Origin of the sequence: Pengzhenrongella phosphoraccumulans, assembly GCF_045689905.1 — a bacterium.
GTDB classification, from domain to species: domain Bacteria; phylum Actinomycetota; class Actinomycetes; order Actinomycetales; family Cellulomonadaceae; genus Pengzhenrongella; species Pengzhenrongella phosphoraccumulans.
Window position 1 is genome coordinate 3,424,452 of record NZ_CP144210.1, and the last position, 16,587, is coordinate 3,441,038.

Genomic DNA, 16,587 nt, shown 5'->3' on the forward strand with positions numbered 1-16,587 from the left:
TACCTTCGTCCTCGTCCCCGGTCGTGTGCTCGGGGTCGTCGAGAACATCAGGGGGATCGTCGTGCCGGGAACCGGACGCAGCGGTGGGGTGGCCGGGCTGCCGGGCAACGGGCCCGGGTCGGACATGCGACCGGCAGCGGTGCCCGGCTGGTATCCCGACCCGGCGGCCCACGCGCCGCAGCGGTACTGGTCGGGTCAGGCGTGGACGTCCTGGGTCGCCGTCGGTCCGAACGTGTGGTCCGACCCCACCTGGGCCCGACGCCCCGCCGTACGTGGCGACCTGGAGGCCCTGAGGTTCGTCGACGACGTCTTCCTGCGCGAGGCTCATGAACGCGCCTCGCTCTCCGCCGCGCAGATCAAGGCGCTGCTCGTCGTGGTGGCGGACCTGACAGCGCAGGCCCAGGCCCAGGCACAGGCACAGGCGCCGAGCGTCCCGGTGGTGCCGCGGGCGCTGATCGCGCCCGTCGCGCCCGTGCCCATCGCGCCCATCGCGACGCCGCGCTCCGTGCGGGTACCCGTCGTGCCGGCGCCGTTCGTGCCGCTGCCCGACGCGGGCGTGCATAGGGCCACCCCGCAGTTCGCCACGCCACAGTTCGCCACGCCGCAGTTCGCCACCCCGCCCGTGTGGCCCCGCCCGGCCCCGGCGTTGTCGCCGCGCGCGCTGTGGTGGGCGCGGGCCCGCGGCGCGATCGGGTCGGACCTCGCGGTGCACGGGCTGGCCTACCTCGGCGTCCTCATGCTCTTCGTCGGCATGTTCGGGCTGGTCGCCTTCGCCTTCGGGGAGGTCACCCCCGGGCTGCGTCCGGTCGCCGAGCTCGGGTGCGCGGTGCTCCCGTTCGCGGCGGCCCAGCTCCTGCGACGGCACGGCGCCGAGGTCGTCGGCCGGGCGCTCGAGATCGTCGGCGGACTGCTCGTCCCGCTCATGGTCACGGCGAGCGTCGTGGACGGGTTCGCGTTCCCGCGCGACCTGTCCGGCCCCACCCTCGTCGTCGCGCTCACGCTGCTCGGTGGGACGACCGCCGCGGGGTACGCGGAGTGGTCGCGCACCCACCCGGCGAGCGGTCTGCGGTTCCTCGTCGGCCCCGCGCTGTGGTTCACCGCCGCGATGGCCACCCTCGGCACCGGTCGGGCCGTCCCGACCGGTGAGGGCGTGGCCGTGCCGACCGGTGCCCAGGTGGCCGCGATGACGGCGGCCCTGGTAGCCACCGTGGTCGTCGCGCGCCGTCGCCCGCGGCTGCGCCTCTCCGGCCCCGCGCTCACCGCGGCCCTGCCGGGGACGGTCGTGCTCGGTGCGCTCGCGCTGCTCACCGGCGTCGCGCAGGGCTGGCCGCCGATCCCGGTGGCGCTCGCGGGGATCGGGATCCTGGCGGCGGCGGAGCTGCAGCGGGTCCGCGTGCCCGCGCGGGTGCTCGACGTCGTCCTGCCCGGCTGGTGGGCCGGGATCACCCTCGCGCTGCTCTCCGGCTCGCCGCACGGCGGTGCGGCTGCGCTGTCGGCGGCCGTGTTCCTGACGCTCGTCGAGGTCCTCGGCCGGCGCGGTCGGCCGGCTGTTGCTCTCCTGGCGCCGGCGGCCGGGCTCGTGGTGTGCCTGGTCGCCGTGACCGTCGACCCGTGGTGGGCGGTCGGCACCTTCACGGTGGCGAGCGCCTGGGCCGTTGCCCGCCGCACCCGCTGGGTGCGACCCGCGGCGCTGGCGCTGGACGCAGCAGTCGCCGTCCTGCCCCTGGCCGCGGTGCTGTCACTCACGGCCGCCCTGAGCTCCACTGCGGGCCTCCTCGCGGCGACCGCCCTGACGGCGCTCGCGACCGTGCCCGCGACGCGGCCCGTGCTGCGCCGCACCGCCGGCGACCTGTTCTGGCGCCGCTGGTGGGTCGGCGCGCTCGTCGTCGTCGCCCTCGGTGCCCAGGTCGCGTTCGTGGCCGACGGCGCGTCCCAGGCGGCGCGCTGGGTCGTCGTCGCAGTGTTCGCCATCCTGGCGACGCTGGGCGTGCTCGGCCCGCTCGCCCCGACCGCCCGGCCGTGGGTGGTCACCGCGCTCGCAGGCTGGGCCTGGATCCTCACGTGCGAGGTCGCCGGCCTGCCCGACGGCGTGCGCGGCGGCGTCCTTGCCGTGGCCGGCCTCGCGCTGGTCGTCGCGGCTCACCTCGCGTGGCCGACGGCGACCGGCGCGTCACCCGTGCGGGCCGCAATCGGCCTGGCCGGGCACGCCCTGACCCTCGTCGCGCTGGCCCTCGCAGGCTCGGGTCTCGGGCTGGTCGTCGCCACCGCTGCCGCGACGGCGGGACTCGTCGTCACCGGCGCGCGCGACGATCGCGACCGCTCCTTGGTCGGGAGGGCGCTGGCGAGGGTCGGTGGATCGGCGCGCTACCTGCCGTGGGTGCTGGCCTCGGTCGGCGGGGTGGTGGCGGTGTGGCTCGCGCTCGACGTCGCCGGCCTCGTGGCGCTGGCCGACCCGTGGGCGTCGGCCGTGCTCGCGGCCGCAGCGGTCGGCTACGCCGGGGTGGCGCGGGCGAGCCGGCCGGACCGGCGGGTCGCGACGATGACCTGGGCGGGGTTCACCGCCGGGATCCTCGCGGTGGTCACGGCCCGCGCGGCGTGGCCCGCGGTCGTGGCGCTCGCCGCCGTCGTGGTGTGCGTGGTGCTCGTGCCGCCGGCCCGCCGGGCACCCGTGATGCGCTGGGTCGCGTGGGGAGCGGTCGCCCCGTGGGTGGGACTGCTCGCCGGGCGGTGCGTGCCCTGGTTCGCGGCGCTCGAGCCCGCGACGGCCGCCACGCTGACCCTGGTCGCCGTCGGCGGCGCGCTGGTGATCGCCGCCGCCGCGACCGACCTGCGAGGACGCGCGTGGGTGCCCCGGTGGGCGCCCGTCCACCGCGCTGCGGTCCCTCCGCTCGTGCTCGGGGCGATCGAGGTCGGTACCGGACTTCTGTTCACCGTGGTGCTGCCACCGGCGGCGGGAGGCAGCCTGACGCTCGTGGTCGCGCTCGTCGTGCTCGCCACGGCGCTGCTGGCCCGGGCGGGCAGCCTCGGCGGGGTCGCGGCGATCCTCGCCTGGGGCGCCGTCGTGCGGCTCATTGCGGCCTCGCTCGACACCCGGCCCTGGATCTGCGTCCTCGTCGCGGCCGTGCTGCTGCTCGCGGGCGAGGCGCTGCATCGGCTCACGCCGGACCGCCAGTGGTGGGTCCGGTGGGACGTCCCGCTCCTGATCGCCGCCGCCCCGGTCGCGCTCACGGCGCTCGCGGCGGCCGCCGACGGGGACGCGTTCACCGCGACGTTCGTCGTGGTCGGCCTGCTGGCCGTCGCTGTCGCGGTGCGCGTGCGCGCGGTCCCCGGCCTCGGCGATGCGGTCGGGCTCGCGGGGACGTGCACGATCCTCCTCGGCGCGTGGCAGGCGGGCGGCGGGTGGTTGGCGTTGGCGCTGCTGGCGCTGTCCGCCGCGCACACCGCGCTGGCGGTGCCTGCGAGTGCCGTCCCGGCGGTGCCTGCGAGTGCCGTCCAGGCGGTGCGTGTCGCTGCCGGTGCCGCCGCGGGGGTCGCCGGCTGGTGCGCCGTGCTGGCGTGGAGCGGCTGGCCGGCTCAGCTGGCCGGCGACATGACGGTCGTGGTCGGGGGCACGGGGGTGCTGATCGCGGCGGTCGTGGCGTCGTCGCGCGGGCGGGGCGGGGTGTTCGTCTGGACCTGGGGTGCGACCGGGGTCCTCGTGGGGGTGAGCGTCGGACTCGCGAGCCTGGGGCTGCCGGGCGTGGCTCCGAGCGCGGGGGGCGTGATCGGAGCCCTCGCCATGGCTGCGGGGCTGGCGATCGCGGCCGCACCGCTGCGGGTCGCCGCGCTGCGGGACGCCGCCGGGGCAGCGCTGCTGACCGGCCTGCTCGTGGCCCTCGCGGTCGGGGGTGCGGCCCCCGGCGCGCGGGTCGGTGTCCTGGCGGTCATCGCGGTCTCGCTCGCGTTGACCCTGCTGGCGGCCGGTCGCCGGGTCTCGTCGTCGCCGTGGGCGAGGCCCGCGGCCGAGCTCGGGGGAGCGGCCGCCGTCGTGGCGATCCTCGGTGGCCTGGCTCAGCTGCCCGATGGGATGGTCCTCGTGCCGGGGATCGCGGCCGCCGCTGTCTGGGTCGCGGCCGTCGGCGTCGCCTGGCGGCAGGTCTAGCTCCAGCTGCTGGCCCCCGCGCTCGCCTGCCTCGCCTGGACCGTGTTCGTGGCCGACGCCGTCGGGGGCCGGGCCTCGTGGTTCACCATCGCGATCGGGCTGACCCTGCTGTCCACGGTGGCGCTGTGGCGGCGGGACCGCCGGGCGCACGGCCTGGAGCTCGCCGGCCCACCGGTCGTCGCCGTCGAGTTCGTGGGGGTGGCCTTCCTGGTCGGCGCCTCGTTCGTCCAGGCCGTCACGGTGTCCGTCGCCGACGGCCTGGTCGCCGCCGGATTCGGGATCGCCGTCGTGCTCTGGGGATTGCTGACGCGCGTGCGACGGCGGGTCGTGCTCGGTGGGTTCGTCGTCGTGCTCGCGATGGTCGTCCTGCTGGTCGTGCCTCTCGTGGCCCTGCTCCCCGGGTGGGGTGGCGCGGGGCTGTGGGTCATGGTGGCCGCGGTCGGGCTGCTGGCCGTGCTCGCCGCGACGACGCTGGAGAAGGCGCGTGCCGCCGCACGATCGACCCGCCACCGGTGGGCCGATCTCACCACCGGGTGGGAGTGATCCTGCCCTCGTTTTCCGAGGGGACAAGCAAGCCGATATCGGTACGCCGCCGGGCGCAACATGCGAGAGTGGAGGGTCGTCGCCAAGTTCCGTGCGCCTGAAATCGGGCGCGTAGTCAGCGATGCACCGGGCAACTTTCCGTACCCGGCAATGGGGGAGCACATGACTGACGAAGCTGTACCAAACGACGCCGAGATGCTCGAAGCCCGCGCTGAGCTGGGCTCGCTGCTGCTCGAGACCGCGAGCATCGAGGACTACCTGGAGGAGTTCGCTCAGCACGCGCCCGAGCACATCGGGGCGGGCACCCACTGCGGCATCACGCTGAGACACCGCGGCCACGACCGGCGCGCTGCCAGCAGCGACGTCCGGACCGCGCGGTGCGATGACGTCGAGGTCGCGGCCGGTTCGGGGCCGTGCATCACCTCGATGGACGAGCATCGCACGGTGATGGGTCGGGAGATCTGGCACGACGAGCGCTGGGTCGAGTGGCGCGAGGCTGCCGTGCGGGCCGGCTTCCGGTCGGCCGCTGCGCTCTCGGCGACCGCAGGCCCCGGGGCATCGATCGCGCTGAACCTCTACTCCGAGGACGAGGAGCCCTGGGCGCCGGAGCGACTCGAGCGCGCGGCCATCTTCGCCCAGCAGGTCGCGCGGGTGATGGCCCTGTGCATCCGGATCTCCGAGCAGACCGTGATCAACGGAGACCTGACCGCAGCGATGGCCTCGCGGGCGACCATCGACCAGGCGATCGGCATCATCATGGCGCAGAATCGTTGCTCGTCGGAGGAAGCGTTCGAGATCCTGCGCAGCGCGTCGAGCCATCGCAACATCAAGCTGCGCGACGTGGCCGCCGCAGTCGTGCAGGGGATCGCCGGATCGGTCCCCTCCGCGGGCCAGTTCCGGCCGCGCGCGGAGAGCTGACCGCGGGGTCGTCAGCGTCGCCGCTACCGCTGCGGCGCAGTATTGGTAATACTTGCTCCCAGGACGACGGCCGCCGCGGCCCGCGCGGCGGTCTGACCTGTGAGGTGGGGCGATGGAGTTGCTGCTCGTGGCCCGACCCTCCGCTGCCCGCGCGGGTCGTCACTGGGTGGTGCGCATGCTCGCCGCGCAGGGGGTGCCGTCCGATGCGTCGGACGTCATCGAGCTGCTCACGGGCGAGCTCCTCGCCAACGCCGTGCTGCACGGACCCGCGGCGGGGGACATCACGATCCGGACCTGGCGGTCCGGTGACCTGGTCAACGTCGCCGTCACGGACGAGAGCGCCGGTGAACCGGTCGTCCGTCAGCCGGCGGCCACGTCGCCGGACGGCCGAGGCATGATGCTCATCGACGCGCTGTCCAGCGCCTGGGGCGTGAACGACCGCGGCCCGGGCGGCAAGACCGTGTGGTTCAACGTCGATCTCGGCGTGGCCTGACGCTTCGTCCGGTCCGGTCGCGGACCTACGGTCGGTCGCGTCCGACCCGGAGCGCGTCGAGCACCCAGCGCACGGCGCCGTCGTCGTCCACGTCGAGCTCACGGACCCGGCGGACATAGTCCTGCGCCGCGGCGAAGGCCGCGCGCTCGGTCGCTCCCGACGCCTCGACGAACGTGCCGAGGCGCCCCCTTGTCTGGACGACCCCGGCCTGCTCGAGCTCGCGGTAGGCGCGCGCGACCGTGTTGGTGGCCAGGCCGAGCTCCTGCGCCAGGGAGCGCACGGTGGGCAGCCGGGTGCCCGGAGCGAGGACGCCGCTGCGGATCGCTGCGACGAACTGCGCCCGGATCTGCTCGTACGGTGCGGTCGCGGAGTGCGGGTCGAGCGCAGGGATCATGGCGGCCAACCTAGCCGGTGCACCGCTCAGGTCACGGTGTGATCACGATCACTGCCACCCCTTGACAGGAATAAGTAAGGAAGGTCTACTAACAAATGTGAATCGCACTCTCGTCGCCGGCGGCTTCGCCAACAGCTCCACCGGGCGCGGCATGGGTCGGGGCCTGCGTCCGACCGCGAAGGTGCTCCCTGAGCACGCCCGGGCGCACAACCGGTCGATGGTGCTCCAGCACCTGTTCCACTCCGGTCCGACCTCGCGCGCCGACCTCGCGCGCAGCACGTCGCTGACCCGGGTCACGGTGTCCGACCTCGTCGCGGATCTCATCGCCGACGGGCTGGTCGAGGAGCTCGGGGTCCGCATCGATGGCCGCGTCGGCAAGCCGGCCACGCTCGTCGGGATGCGGACGGCGGACTTCCAGATCGTGGTGGTCGACCTGGCCGACGGCGCGTCCATGCGCGGGGCCGTGCTCAGCCTGACCGGCGACGTCGTCGTCCGCCGCTCGGTCGGCCTCGACGGTCGGACGGGCGCCGCCGCCCTGGTGGCCCTCGAGAGCCTGTGCCGCGACCTGCTCGCCGCCGCCGACCGCCCCGTGATCGGGGTAGGCATCGGCTCGCCCGGGGTGATCGACGGGGCCGGGACCGTGCTCGAGGCCCCGAACCTCGGCTGGACGGACGTGCCGCTCGCCGCGAACCTCACCGCAGCGCTGCGCGTGCCCTGCCACGTCGCGAACGACGCGAACACCGCGGCGCTCGGGGAGTTCACCTTCGGCGGTGCGGGCGGCTCCGGCCTGATGGTCCTCACGATCGGTCAGGGCGTCGGCGCGGGCATCGTGCTCGACGGCGCTCTGGTCCAGGGTCACCGGCACGCGGCGGGCGAGCTCGGCCATGTCACCGTCGTGGACGACGACGGCGCCGGCGGGCCCGCGCCGCTGTGCGCGTGCGGCCGACGTGGCTGCCTCGAGACGTTGCTCTCCGTGCCCGCCCTGCGGCGGCGGGTCCACGGGCTCACCCCCGAAGCTGCCGATGCGGAGCTCGCATCGGTCGGACGGATCCTGGGCGTCGCCCTGGCTCCCGTCGTCAGTGCGCTCAACCTGTCGGAGGTGCTGTTCAGCGGCCCGCAAGAGCTGCTCGACGGCCCCCTGAGCACGGCGGCGCTCCACACCATCGCGCAGCGCACCATGCCGGTCATCGGCGCGGAGCTGAAGCTGCGGATGGCCACGCTCGGCGAGGACGTCGCCCTGTCCGGGGCCGCCGTTCTCGTGCTGTCCGGACAGCTCGGGATCACGTGACGATCCCGAGCTGTCCGTCCTGCAAGTCGAAGTTCCAGTACCCGCAGCACACCCACGGCGACACCGACCGGCGTTCGCCTTCGCACCTGGGAGGAACCCCAACGTGAGGATTCTACGATTCGCGGCAGTCGGTGCGGCGGCAACGCTCGCCCTGACCGCCTGCAGCTCCGGCGCCACCTCGCAAGGTGACGCCACCGCGTCCGGCGGCACCGAAGCCGCCACGATCAAGCTGTGGCTCGCCGGTGGAGACACCAGCGACGAGCTGCGCAAATACCTCGTCGACACCTTCGCTGCCGAGAACGCCGGTTCGAAGCTCGTGATCGAGGAGCAGCCCTGGGGCGACCTCGACGCCAAGCTCACCACGGCGCTGCCGGACGCGAACAACACCCCGGACGTCGTCGAGCTCGGCAACACCCAGTCGCCGACGTACACCAACGTCGGCGCGTTCCTCGACATCTCCGACATGTACGACGAGCTGGGCGGCAGCGACCTGCTGCAGTCGTTCGTCGCGGCGGGCGTGGTCGACGGCGCCAACTTCACGCTGCCGTACTACTTCGGCTCGCGGTACATGTTCGTGCGCACCGACGTCTGGGCCGAGGCGGGCCTGACGATGCCGAAGACGCTCGACGAGTTCAACTCCTCGGTGGCCACGCTCGCGCAGACGAACCCGCGGGGGATCGACAACTTCTCCGGCTTCTTCCTCGGCGGCCAGGACTGGCGCAACGGGGTGTCGTGGATCTTCGCCAACGGTGGCGACCTCGCCACCAAGAAGGGCGACACCTGGACCTCAACCCTGTCGGACCCGAACTCGATCAAGGGCCTGAAGCAGCTCCAGGCGATCTACTCGAGCGCCTCGAAGGCTCCCGCGGACGCCAAGGACGAGAGCCCCTGGCTCTACATCAACGACACCGACGAGGCGAAGGACGCCGACGGCGCCGTCACGGCCAGCACGTCGCTGGCCGCCGCCACGATCATGGCTCCGGGCTGGGCGCACTGGTCGATCGGTGACCTCGTCACCGGCGCCGACGGCAAACCGGCCCGGGAGTGGAACGACTCCAAGTTCGGGATCCTCGTGCTCCCGGGCAACGACGGCAAGCCCGCGCCCGTGTTCGCGGGCGGCTCCAACATCGGGATCTCGGCCAAGAGCCAGCACCCCGAGCTCGCGAAGTCGCTGATGCGGATCATCTTCTCGGCCGACTACCAGAAGATGCTCGGCGGGGCGGGCCTCGGGCCGGCCAACCAGAAGTACGTCTCCTCGCTCGGCGACGACCAGTTCGCCAAGGCCCTCATCGACTCGGCGTCGAACTCGAAGCTGACCCCGGCCGCGCCGGGCTGGGCCTCGGTCGAGTCCTCGAAGGTGCTCGAGGAGTTCTTCAGCAAGGTCTCCCAGGGCGGCGACGTCGTGGCCCTCGCCAAGGAGTACGACGCCAAGATCACGCCGATGCTCGCCGGCAGCGCCGGCTGATCGGTCGGTTCGACCCGGTCGGGTCGGGGGCGGCACCTGGTCGCCCCCGACCCGACCGACCGATCCACGCCGTACCCGTGACCACCCACCCCCGAGAGGAGTCTCCGACGTGACCGCCGTCGCCCCCGCACCGCCGCTCGACGACCCGCCGCTCGACCCGCCGCTGCCCACGCCGCCGGCCCGCCGGCCGCGCCGGTCTGCCGTGCCGTACGCGCTGATCGCCGGCTCGGTCGGGATCATGGTGCTCGCGATGGGCTACCCGCTCGGCTGGCAGGTGGTGACCTCGCTCAAGGAGTTCGGCCTCTCGCAGCAGTTCGGCCAGCCGGCCAAGTTCGTCGGCCTGGCCAACTACGTGACGCTGGCCACGGACGGCTACCTGTGGACCGTGGTGGCCCGCTCGATCGCGTTCTGCCTGGTGAACGCCTTCGCGACCCTGGCGATCGGCATCCTGGTCGCCCTCCTGATGAGTGCGGTGAGTCGCGGCCCGCGCCTCGTGCTGCAGATCTCGATGCTGCTCGCCTGGGCGATGCCCGTGGTCGCCTCCATGACCGTGTGGCGCTGGCTGTTCGACTGGCGGCGCGGGGTCGTGAACTGGTTGCTCGACGCCGTCGGGTTCGACGGTTTTCGCGGGCACAACTGGCTCGAGCAGCCGCTGTCCTTCTTCTTCGTCGCCACGATCATCGTGGTGTGGATGTCGGTCCCGTTCGTGGCCTTCTCCGTGTACGCGGGGCTGACTCAGGTCTCCGAGGAGGTGCTCGAGGCCGCGCAGATCGACGGCGCGAACGCCCGGCAGCGGTTCACCGGGATCATCGTGCCGATGATCCGGCCCGTCCTGGCGATCGTGCTCCTGCTGCAGATCATCTGGGACCTGCGGGTGTTCGCGCAGATCCGGATGCTCCAGGACGCGGGCTCGACCCCGAGCGAGACGAACCTGCTGGGCACGTACATCTACCAGCTCGGCACCGGGAGCAGCAACTACGGCATGGCCTCGGCCGTGTCCATCTTCGTGCTCGTCCTCACGGTCGCCCTGAGCTCGTTCTACATCCGCAGCCTGCTGCGCGAGGAGGAGTCATGAGCACCACCCGCGGGCGGACGGCGCGCGCCGGCCTGGGCGCAGTCGCCGTCGTCGTCGCGCTGGTCTGGGCCTTTCCGGTCTACTGGATGGCCAACTCGTCGCTGCTGGCCAACGTCCAGCTGCAGTCGCTCACGCCGACCTTCGTGCCGTTCGGTGGGTCGTTCGACAACTTCCGGGCCGTGATCCAGGGCTCGAGCTTCACGACCGCGCTGAAGATGAGCCTCGCGGTGAGCGTCATCACGGTGGCCGCGGCGCTCGTGCTTGCCTTTCTCGCGGCGCTCGCGATCAGCCGGTTCCGGTTCCGTGGACGCAAGACGTTCATCGTCGCGGTGCTGATCGTGCAGATGCTGCCCGCCGAGGGGCTGTTCATCGCCCAGTACAAGCTCGTCGGCAGCCTGAACCTGCTGAACACCGTGCTCGGCGTCTCGATCGTGTACATCGCCGCCGTCGTGCCGTTCACGATCTGGATGCTGCGCGGGTTCGTGGCGGGGGTGCCGGCCGAGCTCGAGGAGGCAGCCATGGTCGACGGCCTGAGCCGCACGCAGGCGTTCCTGCGCATCACCCTGCCGCTGCTGGCGCCGGGGCTGGTCGCGTCCGGCGTCTACGCGTTCCTGCAGGCGTGGAACGAGTTCACGGTCGCCCTGGTGATCATGCAGTCGGCCGACAAGCAGACCCTGCCGATCTGGCTGCGCACCTTCCTGCAGTCGAGCGCGGCGCGCGAGACCGACTGGGGCCAGGTGATGGCGGCGTCGACCCTGATCGCGCTGCCGGTCATCGTGTTCTTCCTCTTCGTCCAGGGCAAGATGACCTCGGGCCTCGTCGCAGGCGCCGTGAAGGGGTGACGTGACCACGTCCATACAGGTCATCACCGGGCTCGTGGTGGGCCTCGACATCGGCGGCACCAAGACCTCGGGGGTTCTGCTCGGGCCCGACGACGCCGTGCTGGGCTCGGTCCGCCTGCCCACCGTGCGCGGGGTCGACGGCGTCGTCGCCACGGCGGCCGCGGCGGTGCGGACGCTCGTGCGCGACGCCGCCACGACGCCCGACGCGCTCGTCGGTGTCGGGATCGGGGTGCCCGGGATGGTCGACCCGGGGACCGGAACCGTGGCCCACGCCGTCAACCTCGGCCTGCCCGGGGAGCCGACCCCCCTGGCCGGCCTGATCTCGGGTGCGCTCGGCGGGGTCACGGTCCATGCGGAGAACGATCTCAACGTGGCCGCGCTGGGCGCTGCGCACGCCGCGGGGACCCCAGCCGACCTCGCGTTCCTCGCGCTCGGGACCGGGCTCGCCGCCGGGCTGCTGATGGACGGGCGGCTCCGGCGCGGCGCCTTCGGCGCGGCGGGCGAGATCGGGCACCTCCCGTTCGTGCTCGACGGCCCGCTGTGCGCGTGCGGACAGCGGGGGTGTCTCGAGCTCTACGCCTCCGGGGCCTCGCTCGACGCGCGCTGGCCCGGCAGCGGTGACGTGCCCCCGCCCGCGGCGCTGTTCGCCGCCGCCGCCCAGGGCGACCCGGCCGCCATCGCGCTGCGGGACGAGTTCGCGCGCGCGGTCGCGGCCGCCGTGCGGATCCTCGTGCTCACCACGGACGTCGCCGCCGTCGTGCTGGGTGGGGGAGTGGGCGAGCTGGGGGAGCCGCTGCTGACCGCTGTCCGAGCCGCGCTGGACGCCCAGGCGGCCGGATCGGAGTTCCTCGCCTCGATGCGGATCGGCGACCGGCTCCGGCTCGCGCCCTGCGGGGTGCCGCTGGCAGCGATTGGCGCCGCGCTCGTCGGCCGTGGGACGGTGGCGTGATGGAGGTCATCATCGCAACGCCTGACGAGCTCGCAAGGCTCGCCGCCGGCGCAATAGAGAATTTGCTGAGCATTCGCCCCTCTGCGGTTCTGGGGCTGGCGACGGGGTCGAGCCCGCTCGGGGTCTATGACGAGCTGGTGCGTCGGCACAAGGAGAACGGCCTGTCGTTCGCCAAGTCGCGGGCGTTCATGCTCGACGAGTACGTCGGCCTGCCGATCGACCACCCGGAGCGGTACCGCAACGTCATCGAGGCCGAGTTCGCCGGGCGCGTGGACTTCGCCCCGAACGCCGTTCGCGGTCCCGATGGCCTCGCGGACAACCTCGCGGCGTCGTGCGCCGAGTACGACGACGCGATCACCTCGGTGGGTGGCATCGACCTGCAGATCCTCGGCATCGGCACCGACGGCCACGTGGCCTTCAACGAGCCGGGTTCGTCGCTCGCGTCGCGGACCCGGATCAAGACCCTCACCGAGCAGACCCGCGCGGACAACGCGCGGTTCTTCGGCGGCGACGTCGACCAGGTGCCGCAGCACTGCCTGACGCAGGGGCTGGGCACGATCATGCGGGCCCGGCACGTGATGCTGATCGCGACGGGTCGGGCCAAGGCGGACGCCGTGCACCAGCTCGTCGAGGGGCCCGTGAGCGCGATGTGGCCGGGCACGATCCTGCAGCACCACCCGCACGTCACCGTGCTCGTCGACAACGCCGCCGCGAGCCGTCTGCAGCTCGCGGACTACTTCCGCAGCACGTACGCCGCGAAGCCGGTCTGGCAAGGCCTGTAGGACGCCACGAGCCGGCCGGCCACGGCCGGTTCGTGGGAGGCGCGTCGTAGACTCGCCCCATGAGTGAGCCGCTTCCCCCCAGCACTGGTCCCGACGATCCTTTCGGTGAGCAGCCGGACAGCGGGGGCGGCACCTCGACGAGCGTCCTCGAACGCGAAGAGACCAAAGAGCAGGTCGAGCCCGGCGACCATGAGCGGTTCGCGCACTACGTGCGCAAGAACAAGATCATGAGCTCGGCGATGTCCGGCAAGGCCGTGATCGCCCTGTGCGGCAAGGTCTGGGTCCCGGGTCGCGACCCGAACAAGTTCCCCGTGTGCCCCATCTGCAAGGAGATCTACGACGGGCTGCGCAGCCCGAAGGACGGCGACGGCCCGGCCGGCGGCGGTTCCGACTCTTCCGGCGGAAAGTGAGCCCCGGGTACCGTCCCAGCGCACGACCCGCATCGGCTGCCTCGTCTGCAGCGGCCTCCCACCTGTCGCCCGCCTTTCCTGGGCGCGCGCCGTGGGGGACCGCCGAGAAGTTGCGCGCCTGGCAGGCCGAAGCGCTGGCGGTCTACCGCGCCCGCTCGCCCCGTGACTTCCTCGCCGTCGCGACCCCGGGCGCCGGCAAGACGACGCTCGCGCTGCGAATCGCCACCGAGCTGCTCGAGGCCGACGTCATCCGCCGGGTGACCGTCGTCGCGCCGACCGAGCACCTCAAGAAGCAGTGGGCCGATGCCGCCGCCCGCGTCGGCGTGCGGCTCGACCCGAACTTCAAGAACGCCCAGGGCCGGCACGGCGCGTTCTTCGACGGCGTCGCGATCACCTACGCCCAGGTCGCGATGAAGCCCGCGCTGCATGCCGCGCGCACCGAGGCCGCCCCGACGCTCGTCATCCTCGACGAGGTCCACCACGGCGGGGACGCGCTCTCGTGGGGTGACGGCATCCGGGAGGCGTTCGACGGTGCGACCCGTCGGCTGTCTCTCACCGGGACGCCGTTCCGCTCCGACACCGCGGCGATCCCGTTCGTGACCTACGAGCGCGACGAGCACGGCATCCGCCGCAGCTCCGCCGACTTCAGCTACAACTACGGCGACGCGCTGCGCGACCGCGTGGTGCGGCCCGTGATCTTCCTCACCTACTCGGGGCAGATGCGCTGGCGCACCAAGGCGGGCGACGAGATCAGTGCGCGGCTCGGGGAGCCCCTCACCAAGGACATGACCGCGCAGGCCTGGCGCACGGCGCTGGACCCGAACGGGGAGTGGATCCCGTCGGTGCTGGCCGCCGCCGACCGCCGCCTGACCGAGGTCCGCCGCACCGTCCCGGACGCCGGCGCCATGGTCATCGCGACGGATCAGGCCGATGCCCGCGCCTACGCCGGGCACCTGGCCCGGTTGACCGGCCAGTCGCCGACGGTCGTGCTGTCCGACGACACGTCGTCGGACGTGGGTGCCTCGGACGCGATCGACGCGTTCTCCGCCGGGACCTCCCGGTGGATGGTGGCCGTGCGCATGGTCACCGAGGGGGTCGACGTCCCGCGGCTCGCGGTCGGGGTCTACGCGACCTCCGCCGCCACCCCGCTGTTCTTCGCCCAGGCCGTCGGCCGGTTCGTGCGAGCCCGGCGGCGCGGCGAGACGGCGTCGCTGTTCCTGCCGAGCGTGCCCCAGCTGCTCGAGCTGGCCGGCAGCCTCGAGGTCGAGCGCGACCACGCGCTCGACCGGCCCCCGACGGCCGACGAGCTCGGCGACATGTACAACCCCGAGGACGCGCTCGTGGCTGCCGCCAACGCGCCCGACTCCGGTCCGGACGCCGTCGGCCCCGGCGGGATCCAGGGCGCGTTCGAGCCGCTCGAGGCGCAGGCCTCGTTCGACCGCGTGCTGTTCGACGGCGGCGAGTTCGGCACCGGTGCGGATGTGGGCTCGGCCGAGGAGCTCGACTTCCTCGGGCTGCCCGGCCTGCTCGACGCCGACCAGGTCACCACGCTGCTCAAGCAGCGGCAGGCCGACCAGCTGACGGCGCGTCGCGGCCGCGCGAAGACGGCAGAGGTGCGCGCCGAGGCCGACCACCGCCGCCTCACCGAGCTCCGCAAGGAGCTGTCCTCGCTGGTCTCCGCGTGGGCCCGGCGCAGCGGTCAGCCGCACGGCGCCGTGCACACCGAGCTCCGCCGGCGTGGCGGCGGTCCGGAGGTCGCGCTGGCGAGCGTGACCCAGCTGGAGGAGCGCGTGTCGATGGTCCGGGGCTGGTTCGTCGGCAAGCGCTGACAGCCCCGGGGGGCGTCCAGCGGGCTCAGTCCAGCTCGTGCACCACCGTGGGGATCGCCGCCTCGTCCGCCGAGAGGCGGCGGGCCCCGCGCGGCAGCTCCGAGCGGGAGGCCTCGTGGCGGGCCACGGCGAGCCGCACCCCGGCGGCGCCGGTCCACCGGGTGTCCACGGCGCCGTCGACGACCAGGGGCACCTGGAGCGGTCGCATCGCGTGGCTGTCCTCGACCCACCCCGTCACGGCCTCGTCGGAGCCGACGACCAGCATCTCCTCGACCGCCCGGCCGTCCGTGTCGAGCCGGCGCGCGGCGCCCTTGCGGCCGCCGATGCCCACCTTGGAGGTCGACGCCTTCGCGACGCGGGCCAGCACGCCGTCGGACCCCGCCCGGGCGACGAGCTTGTAGACCATGCCGCAGGTGGGGGCGCCCGAGCCGGTCACGACCGAGGTGCCCACCCCGTAGCTGTCCACCGGCGCCGCGGCGAGCGCGGCGATCGCGTACTCGTCGAGGTCCGACGTCACCGTGATCTTCGTGCCGGTCGCGCCCAGCTCGTCGAGCTGGCGGCGGACGTCCTGCGCGAGCGAGAGCAGGTCGCCCGAGTCGAGGCGCACCGCGCCCAGCCCGGTGCCGCCGGCCGCGATCGCGGCGCGGACCCCGCGGTGGATGTCGAACGTGTCGACCAGGAGGGTCGTCCCCGTGCCCTGCGAGGCGATCTGGGCCGCGAACGCGGACTCCTCGTCGTCGTGCAGCAGGGTGAAGGCGTGCGCGGCGGTGCCGATCGTCGGCAGCCCCCAGCGGCGCCCGGCCTCGAGGTTCGAGGTCCCCACGAAGCCCGCCACGACGCACGCGCGCGCGGCGGACACGGCGGCCTGCTCGTGCGCCCGCCGCGAGCCCATCTCGAGGATCGGACGGCCGACGGCGGCGCTCGTCATCCGTGACGCGGCCGACGCCACGGCCGAGTCGTAGTTGAGGATGGACAGGATCAGGGTCTCGAGCAGGACGGCCTCGGCGAACGTCCCCTCGACGGCCATCACCGGCGAGCCGGGGAAGAAGACCTCGCCCTCGGCGTACCCCCAGATCTCGCCGGTGAACCGGTAGTTCGCGAGGTAGTCGAGGGTCGCGGCGTCGACCACCCGCTCGGCGGCGAGCCAGTCGAGCTCGGCGTCGCCGAACCGGAAGTCCGCGAGGGCCTCGAGCACGCGACCGGTCCCGGCGAGGACGCCGTAGCGGCGCCCGGGGGGCAGCCGCCGGGTGAAGACCTCGAACACGCAGTGACGTCCCGCCGTGCCGTCCGCGAGGGCCGCCTGGAGCATCGTCAGCTCGTAGCGGTCGGTGAGCAGCGCTGTGCTCGGACGGGGGGGGAGGGGGGCAGGAACGGTGCGGACGGTGCCGCCCACCTGCGCCGAGGGCTCCGGTGCACTCATGGGTTCACCGTAGGCCGTCCGCGCCGTTGGGCCGCCCG

At 73.5% G+C, this 16,587-nt stretch carries 14 protein-coding genes; 12 read left to right on the plus strand and 2 right to left on the minus strand.

What is annotated here, in order from left to right:
* The first annotated feature begins 61 nt into the window (after positions 1 to 61).
* From VTA80_RS15775 to VTA80_RS15790, 4 genes are all read left to right on the plus strand, one after another.
* Positions 62 to 4,141 carry a DUF2510 domain-containing protein gene (locus tag VTA80_RS15775; protein ID WP_407342039.1) on the plus strand — a complete coding sequence of 1,360 codons (4,080 nt, stop codon included), beginning with the start codon at positions 62 to 64 and terminating at the stop codon, positions 4,139 to 4,141.
* A gap of 48 nt (positions 4,142 to 4,189) precedes the next feature.
* A complete protein-coding gene (locus VTA80_RS15780; protein WP_407342040.1) occupies positions 4,190 to 4,684 on the plus strand; it encodes a hypothetical protein in 495 nt (164 codons plus the stop codon).
* A 162-nt stretch (positions 4,685 to 4,846) separates the two neighbouring features.
* Positions 4,847 to 5,602 (plus strand): ANTAR domain-containing protein, encoded by a 756-nt coding sequence (locus VTA80_RS15785; RefSeq protein WP_407342041.1) that lies wholly within the window; start codon positions 4,847 to 4,849, stop codon positions 5,600 to 5,602.
* Positions 5,603 to 5,714: 112 nt separating this feature from the next.
* Positions 5,715 to 6,095 carry an ATP-binding protein gene (locus VTA80_RS15790; protein ID WP_407342042.1) on the plus strand — a complete coding sequence of 127 codons (381 nt, stop codon included), beginning with the start codon at positions 5,715 to 5,717 and terminating at the stop codon, positions 6,093 to 6,095.
* A 25-nt stretch (positions 6,096 to 6,120) separates the two neighbouring features.
* Here VTA80_RS15790 and VTA80_RS15795 read toward each other — a convergent pair whose 3' ends face one another.
* On the minus strand, positions 6,121 to 6,489 hold the full coding sequence (locus tag VTA80_RS15795) for a GntR family transcriptional regulator (protein WP_407342043.1): 369 nt from the start codon (positions 6,487 to 6,489) through the stop codon (positions 6,121 to 6,123).
* Between the two features lie 151 nt (positions 6,490 to 6,640).
* On the opposite strand from VTA80_RS15795, the gene VTA80_RS15800 reads away from it, so the two are divergent.
* From VTA80_RS15800 to VTA80_RS15835, 8 genes are all read left to right on the plus strand, one after another.
* Positions 6,641 to 7,777, plus strand: coding sequence for an ROK family transcriptional regulator (locus VTA80_RS15800; protein ID WP_407345791.1), 1,137 nt, complete (start codon positions 6,641 to 6,643; stop codon positions 7,775 to 7,777).
* A gap of 103 nt (positions 7,778 to 7,880) precedes the next feature.
* Positions 7,881 to 9,242: an extracellular solute-binding protein gene (locus VTA80_RS15805; protein ID WP_407342044.1), complete on the plus strand. Its 1,362-nt coding sequence runs from the start codon at positions 7,881 to 7,883 to the stop codon at positions 9,240 to 9,242.
* A 109-nt stretch (positions 9,243 to 9,351) separates the two neighbouring features.
* Positions 9,352 to 10,317 carry a carbohydrate ABC transporter permease gene (locus VTA80_RS15810; RefSeq protein WP_407342045.1) on the plus strand — a complete coding sequence of 322 codons (966 nt, stop codon included), beginning with the start codon at positions 9,352 to 9,354 and terminating at the stop codon, positions 10,315 to 10,317.
* Positions 10,314 to 11,159 (plus strand): carbohydrate ABC transporter permease, encoded by an 846-nt coding sequence (locus tag VTA80_RS15815; protein WP_407342046.1) that lies wholly within the window; start codon positions 10,314 to 10,316, stop codon positions 11,157 to 11,159. The genes VTA80_RS15810 and VTA80_RS15815 overlap by 4 nt, the downstream gene beginning before the upstream one ends.
* A 1-nt stretch (position 11,160) precedes the next feature.
* Positions 11,161 to 12,108, plus strand: coding sequence for an ROK family protein (locus tag VTA80_RS15820; RefSeq protein WP_407342047.1), 948 nt, complete (start codon positions 11,161 to 11,163; stop codon positions 12,106 to 12,108).
* A complete protein-coding gene (gene nagB / locus VTA80_RS15825; RefSeq protein WP_407342048.1) occupies positions 12,108 to 12,890 on the plus strand; it encodes a glucosamine-6-phosphate deaminase in 783 nt (260 codons plus the stop codon). The genes VTA80_RS15820 and nagB overlap by 1 nt, the downstream gene beginning before the upstream one ends.
* A gap of 59 nt (positions 12,891 to 12,949) precedes the next feature.
* Positions 12,950 to 13,300: a DUF3039 domain-containing protein gene (locus tag VTA80_RS15830; protein WP_407342049.1), complete on the plus strand. Its 351-nt coding sequence runs from the start codon at positions 12,950 to 12,952 to the stop codon at positions 13,298 to 13,300.
* Positions 13,297 to 15,129: a DEAD/DEAH box helicase gene (locus tag VTA80_RS15835; protein WP_407342050.1), complete on the plus strand. Its 1,833-nt coding sequence runs from the start codon at positions 13,297 to 13,299 to the stop codon at positions 15,127 to 15,129. Before VTA80_RS15830 ends, VTA80_RS15835 begins: the two co-directional genes overlap by 4 nt.
* A gap of 25 nt (positions 15,130 to 15,154) precedes the next feature.
* Here VTA80_RS15835 and VTA80_RS15840 read toward each other — a convergent pair whose 3' ends face one another.
* Positions 15,155 to 16,438 (minus strand): nicotinate phosphoribosyltransferase, encoded by a 1,284-nt coding sequence (locus VTA80_RS15840; protein ID WP_407345792.1) that lies wholly within the window; start codon positions 16,436 to 16,438, stop codon positions 15,155 to 15,157.
* Positions 16,439 to 16,587 lie beyond the last annotated feature (149 nt).

Coding starts and splice junctions, on each gene's coding strand:
- VTA80_RS15785 (WP_407342041.1), top strand. CDS start 4,847: ATGACTGACGAAGCTGTACCAAACGACGCCGAGATGCTCGAAGCCCGC.
- VTA80_RS15790 (WP_407342042.1), top strand. CDS start 5,715: ATGGAGTTGCTGCTCGTGGCCCGACCCTCCGCTGCCCGCGCGGGTCGT.
- VTA80_RS15795 (WP_407342043.1), bottom strand. CDS start 6,489: ATGATCCCTGCGCTCGACCCGCACTCCGCGACCGCACCGTACGAGCAG.
- VTA80_RS15800 (WP_407345791.1), top strand. CDS start 6,641: ATGGGTCGGGGCCTGCGTCCGACCGCGAAGGTGCTCCCTGAGCACGCC.
- VTA80_RS15815 (WP_407342046.1), top strand. CDS start 10,314: ATGAGCACCACCCGCGGGCGGACGGCGCGCGCCGGCCTGGGCGCAGTC.
- nagB (WP_407342048.1), top strand. CDS start 12,108: ATGGAGGTCATCATCGCAACGCCTGACGAGCTCGCAAGGCTCGCCGCC.
- VTA80_RS15830 (WP_407342049.1), top strand. CDS start 12,950: ATGAGTGAGCCGCTTCCCCCCAGCACTGGTCCCGACGATCCTTTCGGT.
- VTA80_RS15840 (WP_407345792.1), bottom strand. CDS start 16,438: ATGCTCCAGGCGGCCCTCGCGGACGGCACGGCGGGACGTCACTGCGTG.